Here is a 10,335-nt window from a genome sequence, read left to right on the forward strand (position 1 = left end):
AGCCGTGAGCCCAACTCCACGTCGATGCGGCTGGCAGTGTGGGCGAACACATAGCTGCGCAGGCCGCTGAGCAGCGTCTCGAAAATCATGATGCCAAGCAGGCCGATGGCGATCACGTCCAGGGTCGACAGGCCACGGTGCACCAGCACCTTGTCCATCACCACCTGGAAGAACAGCGGCGTGAGCAGGGCGAATATCTGCAACACGAAGGACACCAGCAGTACTTCACCAAGCAGCTTGCGGTACTTGACGATGGCCGGGATGAACCAGGTGAAGTCGAACTTGGAAAGCTCGCCGGCCAGCGAGGCCTCGGAGCGAATCAGCAGCAGCTCGCCGTTCCAGCGCTGCTCCAATTGCTCGAAGGTCAGCACCTCCGGGCGCTGCGCGCGTGGGTCATGGATCAGCGCTTTGCCGTCATCGAGGCGGGCAATGATGAAGTAGCGGCCTTCGTGATCGGCGGCGATGGCGGGCAGCGGCGTGGTATCTAAACGACTGAGAGAGCTACGCGCAGACTTGGCTTTGAGGCCCAGCTTCTTGGCGGAAAGAAGGAGTTCGGCGCGGCCGAAACGCCGGCCATCCTCAGCGAACTCATGAGCGAGCTGTTCCGGCGAAGCGGCCAAATTGTGGAAGCGCGCCAACATCACCAGGCACGCTAGGCCCGTATCCGGCTCGGGCGAGGTACCCGCTCCTTGGGGTTCATCCGACATTTCATCACCTTGCGCACACTCAATTGACGAGAAAAGGCAAGGGACACAACAGAGTGTGCGGTCGAGGCCTTCCCTTGCCTTCAAGCGCGCGTAATAAATCACCCGCCGTTCATGACAGCAAGACCCCAATAAACCGAATGTGCGCGATTGCGCCAAACGGCAGCACTGTGGCCGCCGCCCCCAACCGTCACCCCGCTCTAACGCCCGCGCGCTATCACTCGCTCACTGTTGAGCGCAGGCCGACGCTTGTCGAGCACATACTCCCGCTGCGCCAGCGTGGGGCCGAGGAACTCACGCAAGGTCGGTCCATGCTTGAGCAGCCGGCTGGAAAAGATGAATTCGGCCACCTCGTGAAACCACACCCGCCGCCCTATGCGGGTGTACCAGCGCATGGCGTGGCGGAAGTCGGCGTCGCCATGCCACAGCACTCGCGCCAGCGCCTTGGGCCTGGCCTGCATGGCCACTTCGATCAGCTTGAACCAGAGGAATACTCGCCACGCCGGCACCCTGCGTACGGCCAGCACCTGGTGCTTGTAGTCCCAGCGCCGGGTGTCTGTCTGGATCACCTGGCGCGACTCCGCCGTCTCATAGAAAGGCGTCCAGCGGTGCGGCGTGACGTAGAGCAGCTGGATCTGGTCCGGGTCGTAGCGCAGCAAATGGCGAAACGAGCGCCAGTAATCGCGATCGGTTTCCTCCTGAAAACCGACCACATAGGTGGCCATGGAGACGATGCCGTGCTGACGTAGCAGGCGAATCGCCTGCTGGTCCTCGCGCACGTTACCGCCCTTGCGGATCGCCGCCAGCGTCGCCTCGTCGTAGCTCTCGATGCCCAGCAGGAAGCGAATCACGCCCGCCTGGCGGTACAGATGCAGAATATCGGCGTCGCGCACGATATCACTGGCCCGGGTCGAACCCACCAGCAGCAGCGGCACGTTCTCGGCGATCAGCGCTTCGAGAAAGGCCTGCCAGGCCTTGCGCGAGCCGGTGGGCAACTCGTCGGCGAAGTTGATCAGCTCCACACCCTGCTCGCGGTGCAGGCGCGCCAGCTCGCGGGCGAACACCTGCGGGTCGCGATGCCGCCAGCGGGTCCAGAAGCCGCGTTGGCCACAGTAGCTGCACAGGTAGGGGCAGCCACGGGAAAACTGCACCACCACCGCCCGCTTGCCGCCCCAGTAGGAGTAGCGCGTGTGGTCGATCAGCTCCCAGCCGACCCGGTAGTCGTCCAGATTGCGCAGCATCGGCGCATCCACCGTGCACTGCACGTCGCCATCCTGCCGATAGGCGATACCGGCCACCTCGAGCAGCGGTGCCTGGCTCTGCAGCGCCCGCACCAGCGCAAGCGCCGTCTGCTCGCCCTCGCCGCGCACGATGAAGTCGATCTGCGGGCAGTCACGCAGGATCTCGTCCCAGTGGTAGGTCGGGTGCACGCCGCCATACACCACCCGAGCCTGCGGCAGCTGCTCCTTGAGCAAACGGCACAGCTCGACCACCGTGACATGCACCGAGCTGGAGCCGGAATGGCCGAGCATCAGTACGTCAGGCTGCATCGCGACGGTACGCTGCACGATCTCGTCGAGTGACAGGTTGTCCAGATCGGCATCCAGCAATTGCACCGGAAAACCGGCATCCAGCAGCGGCCCACCGATGCTGAGCAGCCCCAGCGGCGGGAGATGTTCACACGGGATGCGACTGCCGATGGCGGTATGAGGTGGGTTGATCAGGGCGACTCGCAGCGGCGTATTGGGCATGGTGCCTCCTCGGCGATAGGGTGCCAGGGAGTGTCGTTAAGCCGGCTGCGGGCCTGATGGCGATGGCGTGGTTTATCCGTGGAAATTCGGTGGCTGGCACCATCAAGAAAGAGCCCGCCAAAAGGCGGGCTCCGTAACACTCAGAAGTCGAACTCGACCTTGGTCCACAAGGTGCGCCCCGGCTCGTCGATGGCCACCGGGTCGGCCGGGTAGCCGAAACCGGCGTTGCCGGCCAGGTTGAGGTGTTCGGCGTAGTCCTTGTCGAACAAGTTGTCGACGCCAGCACTGAGCTTGACCTGCTCGCTGACGCGGTAGGCGCCATTGAGCGAGAACACGCCAAAGCCGGCGCTCTTGCCGATGTCGCGGCCGACCACGTTGCCCTTACCCTCGTCCACGCGGTTCTGCTGGGCCACCACGCGCCACAGCGCGCCGGCACTCCAGGACTCGCGCTCGTAGGTCAGCCCCAGGCGCGCTTCCAGCGGCGGCATCTGCGGCAGCGCCTCGCCATCGGAACTGTTCTTGCCCCAGGCGTAGGCCAGGGTGGCGTCGGTCTTCCAGGTGTCGGTGAGGTCGTAGGCGACACCCAGCTCGCCGCCCATGATGCGCGCATCGATGTTGTCGGCCTGGGAGACCAGGCTGCCCATCATGTTGCGGCTGTAGCTGAACAGGATGTAGTCGCGCACCTGGCCGACATAGCCGGATGCCCAGGCCTGCAGGTCCTCACCGGCGTACTGCACGCCGAAATCGAGCTGGGTGGTCTTCTCCGGCTCGATCCCGGCGAAGGCGTTGATCTCGCCCTCGGGAGCGCGCTTGGGCGAGAACAGCTCCCAGTAGTCGGGGAAGCGCTGCACATGACCGATACCGGCGTAGAGGGTGGTCGGCGAGTCGGCCAGGTCATACTCATAGCGGGCAAAGCCGCTGGGCAGGGTGTCGCTGCGCTGCTCTCCGGCGGTCGGGTTGGCCTGCACCATGCTCATTTGGGTGACGGTTTGCCGGTAGTCCGTGGCGTCGGCACGGTCCAGGCGCGCGCCGCCAATCACCCGGCTGCGCTCGGCGGCCTGCCAGGTCAGCTCGGCGAAGGCGCCGTAGTTGTGCATCACCGAGTCCTTGGTCCAGGGGAACTGGTCGGCATCGGTGTACTGCGCCGGCTGGCCCATCATCGGCATGCGGTAGCGCGAGGCGCGGGCGCGGTGTTCGCTGCGCAGCGCATCGACCCCGGCGACCAGCTCGACCTCGCTCCAGGCGAAGGTGGCCGCCACGCGTGCGCCGGTGGTGCGGCGGTCGACCTGCGAGGCCATCGGCATGGGCATCATGCTGCTCGGGTCGGGATCGCGCAGGCTGAAGTTGTCCATGATGTGGTCGGCGTAGTTGTAGTAGACCTGCGCCTCGACCTTATCCAGCACGCCGCCCAGGTTGTCCTTCGCGAAACGCAGGCCGAGGCTCTCGCGGGCGAACTGCGCACCGTCCATGCCGCGCCCGGCGTAGCGCGCCTCGCCATCGCCCTTGCCGGCACTGAGTTCGAGCAGCGTGTCGGCGTCCGGCGTCCAGCCGATGGCCAGGTCGCCGTTCCACTTCTTCCAGCGCGACGGCACGGTATCGCCGTCGCCATCCTCGTAATCATCGGACTGCGCCTGGTTGCCGGCGAAACGCAGGTAGCCCTGCTCGCCACCCGCGGCAGCGTCCAGCACCTTGTCGAAGCGGCCGTTGGAGCCGGTGAGCAGGCTGGCATGCAGGCGCGTGCCGAGCTCGCCGAAGCGCTCCGGCCGGCGCTCGAACAGCACGGTACCTGCCGAGGCGCCCGGCCCCCAGAGCACCGTCTGCGGTCCCTTGATCACGGTGAGCTGGTCGTAGGTCTCCGGCGAGATATAGGAACTCGGGGCGTCCATGCGTCCTGGGCAGGCGCCCAGCATCAGGCCGCCGTTGGTACGCAGGTTGATGCGTGAACCGAACATGCCGCGCAGCACCGGGTCGCCATTGGTGCCGCCGCTGCGGATGGCGGAAAAGCCGGGGATGGTCTTCAGGTAGTCGGTGGCGTCGCTGGCCGGCACCGGCTGGCGGGCGTCCTTGGGGTCGGCGATCACGGTCAGCGGCGAGCTCTGCTGCACGGCAGTGACCACGCCAGGTGCCAACTCGACATCGGCGGGCTCGGCGGCGAAGGCCGGCGCGGCGATGGCCAGACTCAGGGCAGAAAGGATGAAAGGCAGACGGCAGCCACGTGCCGGCACGAATACGGATGCGTTCATGGTATTTCCTGAAAAAAAGACAGCGCTAAGCCCTCGCACGGAGGGCGCTGGATGGCTGGATCAGGAAATGGCCGGTGGGGCCCTGCCGGGCGGCGCCACCAGGAACAGCGGGCTGAGGTTCAGCGCCTCGGCGAAGCGCGGCCGCTCGGGCGCAGCAACGGGCGGCGGCGGCGGGGTGAAGGGAAACGACTGCAGGCTGGCCAGATGGGCGCCACACTGCACGCAGGGCAACTGGTGCGCGGCGGCGCTGCCCTTGCCTTCCTCGCCAAGCTGCCACTGGATGCCCTGCGAGGTGCACAGCAGCATGAAGCCGCCTTCGCTCATCTGCGGCAATGCCCACAGAGGCATGCTCACGCGCAGGAGCATGCCCACCAGGGCAAAGGCGTAGAGCCAATCGCGGAAATTGCGGCTGAGCGGGTTCATGAGCCCGGCATTCTAGCGGCCCGGCCCGGGCAGCGCGCCGGACACGGCGTCGCACCCCGCGGGCACGAAAAAGCCCGCACTGGGCGGGCTTCTCGTGGGACCTGACGCAGCTTAGAACGGGATATCGTCGTCGAAGCTGTCAAAGTCCTGGGCCGGCTGCTGGGCTGCCGGTTGCGGCGCCGGGCGCGGGGCGGCCTGTTGCGGGGCCGGGCGCGACTGCTGCTGGCGCGGGGCGTAGTCGCCACCGCCTTCCTGGTTGCCACCACGGCCGCCGAGCAGCTGCAGGGTGCCGTTCATGTCGACCACGATCTCGGTGGTGTAGCGCTTGACGCCGTCCTTCTCCCACTCGCGGGTCTGCAGGCGGCCTTCGACGTAGCACTGGCTGCCCTTGCGCAGGTACTCACCGGCAATCTCGGCGAGCTTGCCGAAGAACACCACGCGGTGCCATTCGGTGCGGTCCTGCTGCTGGCCGGTCTGCTTGTCCTTCCAGCTGTCGGTGGTGGCCAGGGTGATGTTGGTCACCGCATTGCCATTGGGCAGGTAACGGGTTTCCGGGTCGCCGCCGACGTTGCCGATCAGAATGACTTTGTTAACCCCACGGGCCATTTCGTTCTCCTATGCTTAGGGTCAATTTATTTTGTCCTAGGGGCAATTTATTTGTCCCTGAAAGGGCGTAAGGGCAATTTATTTTGTCCCTAAGACAACCCACTTCACATTTCTGGACGGACTCGTAAGCCTCTGCTTCGAATAGCGGCTAGTTTACCGCAAGGAGCCCCTAAGCGAGGGCTTTCCGTCGTATGGGGTTCAGGCATTACCCCGGGATCACTGACCACACCCCCCGCGAGCCCCAATCATGCCCGAGATGAGCTTCTATGATACGCAGCATGTCCGCAAGCATCATCGCTCCTCCTACCTCTCCTCGCCGATTTCAGGCCTAGATTTCCCCACAAAGATTCGCCGCCCCCGCCTCATCACGGACGCTCTAGGAGTCTGCTCCCCCCTACCGAGCTCAGCTGGAAGGGAGCTCATCTGGCATACGCCGGACGAGGGTTAAGGCTATGGCTGGTGTAAAGGCAAGAAGGCCAACGCCCGAGAACGTCGCTCGCTGGATCAAGGCCGGCTATGGGCAAGGCGAAGGGGCAAGATACAAGCCATTTCTCTATGTGCGCGATGTTCCCTCCAGGGGTACATCCACGATGGTAAACAGCAGAGTCACAGGCAGGACGCATCACTATCTGTCGCGGCAAGAGTACAGAGAGCACCTGCTAGCCGAGTACGACAAGTCGACAATAGACATCCGCGAGCAGTACGCACTACTCCCTTGGGAAGAGACATATCAGACAGCACAACGATTAGGCATTAAACCCCCGCTTTATCCTGGAACACGCACACCACAAGTAATGACGACCGATCTGCTGTTGAGCAAACACAGGCCAGACGGAATCGAATTGGTTGCCGTAAGTGTAAAACTTGAGTCTGATTTAACGCCCAGAAATCTCGAAAAATTATTAATAGAAAAGATCTACTGGAATGATCGCGGCATTCACTGGCGATTAGCCACAGAAAAACACCGCCCAGAAGCCCGAGTAAGTAATTTGGACTTCTTCTCCCTCTCGCTAAGCCAAACCTTTGATTCAGAAACCTTTCCCAGCCCCGAAAAGTTCAGCCGGCACTTTGAAGAAAACCACCGACCGAACCTGACTTTCAATGACATCTTAAAAACAACAGCTAGCGAACTAAAGATAGATAGCTCAACCGCTCACTCACTCTTGGGAAAAGCCATCTGGAACGGATCAAGCCGAATAGACCTAGATGCGGGAGTCATAAACCACCGGTCAAAAGTGCGCCTTAAATAAAGAGGGTCTTAAGTTGTTTACTGTGCATGACACATTCAAGCCAAAGCAGTATCTTGCGGAAATCCCAAGCGCTGTAAGGGTAATCGAAACTATAAACCTAAAAACGATCATTCTAATTTCATTAGACGGTGAGCCAACAGCCCCATACAGACTAGACTACCAAACCTGGGTAGATCTGATTACTTCAAACCAAGTGGAAAAGATACAAGACCCCTTCACTGGATTACCTTACATCGTTTCGAATCTGCCCGATGCCGCCATGAAAAGACTCTTAATGGCTACAAAAGCAGCAAACATGTTTAATGAAATTGAAGATGCGCTCAGCAACGGGGCAAAATTCAGAAATGCAATCCTTCATATCTCCAACCATCTGAAAATAGGTAAAAAAACAACAACTCGCTGGATATGCCAATGGTTGCAAGCCGGGAAAAACCCGGCAGTAATTGTGAGAAAATTCTTAGCAAACTCAAGTAAACCTCTAAGGCCTCAAGGCATAGGCAGTAAGCGCGGAAGACAGACTTACACCCCTCAACTCACTTCAACAGTGCCTGCCCATGAAGTTTCAGAAAATATAGAAGCAGCATACAATATCTATATAAGACAGCAGAAAATGCGATGGGTGGATGCATACAGAGAAATGCTTATCACCCAATTCAAAATTCCAGATTCGCTCGTAATCACCGAAGATGACAACCCTGGTTTACTTCAAACACCTGGCGCCATGGAGAAATACCGAGCCCCTTCTTGGTCTCAATTTCGCTATCGATGCAGACAGTTAAAAAATCTAGCAGCTGACGCTCAGAGCGAGAATCCAAGAGGAAAGAGAGGCAAAGCCACCGATGGTATTCCAGGCCCCGGCTTCTATGAGATTGACGCTACATGCTTCCAAATACAACTAGTCTCGCGAATAACTGGCAGCCTCCTGATTGGACGCCCCCTCGTATACCTGATAGTCGAAACTTATGATGGAATGATCACAGGCTATGCAGTTTCCCTAGAGAACCCTAGTTGGGCAGTAGCTGCACTTGCCCTCCATAATTGCTTTAGCGATAAAGGCCCTGTATTCAAGAGATTAGGCCTTCCTTATAAGGCTGAAGACTGGCCAAGTCATCACCTCCCAACGCTGCTGCGGGCGGATAGAGCTGAGTTTGTCTCGAACCAAGGGCAAGAATTTCCTGCTTCAGGGATAAGGGTCGAAGTCACCCCATCCATGACACCAGAAGCAAAAGGCACGGTCGAAGGCAAGCACTCTGAAATTAAGAGGCCTCAAGCGGGCAGATTCAACTTACCTGGCAGGTTCTCTAAGAAACTAGAGAGAAGGCAATCCAATGGCAAGAAAGATGCCGCTCTCGATATTTTCACATTCGAGCAGATATTGGTTGAAATAATCATGGATATAAACGGGGAACCAGTTAACCCAAAGGCTATTCCACCAGATGCGTTACCATTCGGCGCCAATGTCGCCAGCCGCGCAGGGCTACATGCATGGGCGCTTGAGCATCGCGCTGGCTTCACACGCAGCATGCCGCCAAACTTTTTGTTCGAGCATCTTTTAAAAACGGCCAACGCAACAGTGACCCCACTTGGACTGCAACTCAACAACGAACTCTATTATTGCGATCGGCTTAGAGAGCTAGGATTACTTTATGACGCATCAAAAAGACGCTCTAAGATAAAGGTGGCATTCGATCCAAATTTGGCATCCGAGATATATTTCCTTGACACTCAAAAAAACACTTGGACACCGGCATTCAACACCGACCAGGAGATACATAGAATAAGAGCGTCTTTCGCAGAAGCTACTGGATATCGCGCAGAACAACGCGGACTAGCAGAACAAGCAGGACTGAACAATCATGTAAAGCGCCGCAAGCGAACCCCCATGATCAGACAATCAATCAGGGAAAGCATAAATAAGAAGAAAGAAGACAAAGTCTCTGTATCATCTTCGCGCACCCAGATACGTGAGAACCGGGCAGAGGAACGCGCAAAGGAACGTCTTCCCATTGCAAAAAGCTATTTGTCTGAAGGGTCTGCTGGAGATTCTGACTCAAAAGCCCCGAAGAACACTCAGCCGAGCCGTACTATTTCAATATGGGATGAGGTCAGTGATCAGTAGCCGCCCCACATACACAACGGTTGGTGCGCCGGAAATAGACGACAACCCATTGTTGGCCCACTTGCAATTGCCACCAGACAATGATCGCGAGGCCTATCTGCGGCTTGCTCTGAAACCTAAGTATTCTGACGATCAGCGCGAACTTCCCAACTCAATCCGCAGGCTGAAAATCAATCAGCTGCGGAAATTCTATGCGCCTGTTTTACAAACACACAGAAGAGCGCTTATAGAAATCAGTTCGCAAATATTTGAGGGCTACATACCTAGAAACCCACTTACCGCTGAGGGGCAGCGATTTCTTCATGGGGGCCCAACTGCGTCTAGCGTTAAGCCGACAATTTCATTTATTGCCGGCCACTCCGGCATGGGCAAGTCCACGCTCATTGATAGAATTGCAGCACACCTTGGCCCTCAGGTGATACAACATGAGCAATTCCGTACAACGGTTTTCCCCGAAAGCCAACTCATTTGGCTGCGTCGCAATGTACCCGAACACTGCACTGTACGGACGCTTTGCGCATCGTTTGGAGATTATGTAGATAGTGTCTTAGGTGTAGATCTGTACCGGGGGATTTTTTCTAGCTTCCGAGGCAAAGGTGGCGATAGAAATCTCTACATATCCCAAATCAGAAAAATCATCAGCAATCATCACGTTGGCGCATTGATATTGGATGAATTCCAAAACCTGTCGCTAATGGGCGTCGGGGCAGACAAGATTATCGCCTTCCTAGTTGCGTTACGTGATGAGCTAGGAATTCCAATAGTTATAGTAGGAACGTACAAATCTCTTCGATTGCTGGAGAAGGATCTCAGCACAGCGCGTCGACTGGTGGAAGGCGGGTACTTTGATCTTGAGCGCCCCACATCAGCCGCAGACAGCAATTGGCAAGAGCTATGCCAGATTGCTTGGAAATACCAGTGGACAAGAGAATCTATTGATCTCTCGGATGCGATCACTGAAGCGCTTTACGACGTGAGCCAAGGCATCACTGGAATCATGCTCACTAGCCTTATTAGCGCTCAGCTTGCGGCAATAGAATGTGGTGTCGAGCGAGTTGATGCTGATCTAATCTTGAAAGTTTTCAAGGAGAGAATGCAGCCGCTTCACCCTGCAGTTAGAGCACTTCAAAGCGGGAGCCATACGCTAATTGAGAAATTCGACGACATTTATAAAAGCTCGTATCCGAGCACGGACCGCATAATAGACTCGCCGAACATCAATACGCTTACAGCCGAGCG

At 58.2% G+C, this 10,335-nt stretch carries 8 protein-coding genes; 3 read left to right on the forward strand and 5 right to left on the reverse strand.

The window, feature by feature from the left end:
- The 5 genes from PA6_RS21245 to PA6_RS21265 form a co-directional block, all read right to left on the reverse strand.
- Positions 1-707 (reverse strand): cysteine peptidase family C39 domain-containing protein (locus PA6_RS21245; RefSeq protein WP_021703059.1); only part of this gene is annotated, 707 nt, incomplete at its 3' end.
- A gap of 197 nt (positions 708-904) precedes the next feature.
- Positions 905-2,455, reverse strand: coding sequence for a magnesium-protoporphyrin IX monomethyl ester anaerobic oxidative cyclase (gene bchE / locus PA6_RS21250; protein ID WP_021703060.1), 1,551 nt, complete (start codon positions 2,453-2,455; stop codon positions 905-907).
- Positions 2,456-2,595: 140 nt separating this feature from the next.
- On the reverse strand, positions 2,596-4,698 hold the full coding sequence (locus PA6_RS21255; protein WP_021703061.1) for a TonB-dependent copper receptor: 2,103 nt from the start codon (positions 4,696-4,698) through the stop codon (positions 2,596-2,598).
- A 60-nt stretch (positions 4,699-4,758) separates the two neighbouring features.
- Positions 4,759-5,121, reverse strand: coding sequence for a hypothetical protein (locus tag PA6_RS21260; RefSeq protein WP_021703062.1), 363 nt, complete (start codon positions 5,119-5,121; stop codon positions 4,759-4,761).
- A 111-nt stretch (positions 5,122-5,232) separates the two neighbouring features.
- Complete coding sequence (locus PA6_RS21265) at positions 5,233-5,727, reverse strand: single-stranded DNA-binding protein (RefSeq protein WP_021703063.1); 495 nt, start codon at positions 5,725-5,727, stop codon at positions 5,233-5,235.
- A 452-nt stretch (positions 5,728-6,179) separates the two neighbouring features.
- On the opposite strand from PA6_RS21265, the gene PA6_RS23110 reads away from it, so the two are divergent.
- From PA6_RS23110 to PA6_RS23115, 3 genes are all read left to right on the forward strand, one after another.
- Positions 6,180-6,977, forward strand: a complete 798-nt coding sequence (locus PA6_RS23110; RefSeq protein WP_021703065.1) for a TnsA endonuclease N-terminal domain-containing protein — start codon at positions 6,180-6,182, stop codon at positions 6,975-6,977.
- 22 nt (positions 6,978-6,999) lie between these two features.
- A complete protein-coding gene (locus PA6_RS23630) occupies positions 7,000-9,096 on the forward strand; it encodes a Mu transposase C-terminal domain-containing protein (RefSeq protein WP_147289543.1) in 2,097 nt (698 codons plus the stop codon).
- On the forward strand, positions 9,086-10,335 hold a 1,250-nt coding region (locus tag PA6_RS23115; RefSeq protein WP_162149690.1), incomplete at its 3' end, for an ATP-binding protein. The genes PA6_RS23630 and PA6_RS23115, both read left to right, overlap by 11 nt.

Origin of the sequence: Aquipseudomonas alcaligenes NBRC 14159, from assembly GCF_000467105.1 — a bacterium.
GTDB lineage: Bacteria > Pseudomonadota > Gammaproteobacteria > Pseudomonadales > Pseudomonadaceae > Aquipseudomonas > Aquipseudomonas alcaligenes.

Coding starts and splice junctions, on each gene's coding strand:
- PA6_RS21255 (WP_021703061.1), bottom strand. CDS start 4,698: ATGAACGCATCCGTATTCGTGCCGGCACGTGGCTGCCGTCTGCCTTTC.
- PA6_RS21260 (WP_021703062.1), bottom strand. CDS start 5,121: ATGAACCCGCTCAGCCGCAATTTCCGCGATTGGCTCTACGCCTTTGCC.
- PA6_RS21265 (WP_021703063.1), bottom strand. CDS start 5,727: ATGGCCCGTGGGGTTAACAAAGTCATTCTGATCGGCAACGTCGGCGGC.
- PA6_RS23110 (WP_021703065.1), top strand. CDS start 6,180: ATGGCTGGTGTAAAGGCAAGAAGGCCAACGCCCGAGAACGTCGCTCGC.
- bchE (WP_021703060.1), bottom strand. CDS start 2,455: ATGCCCAATACGCCGCTGCGAGTCGCCCTGATCAACCCACCTCATACC.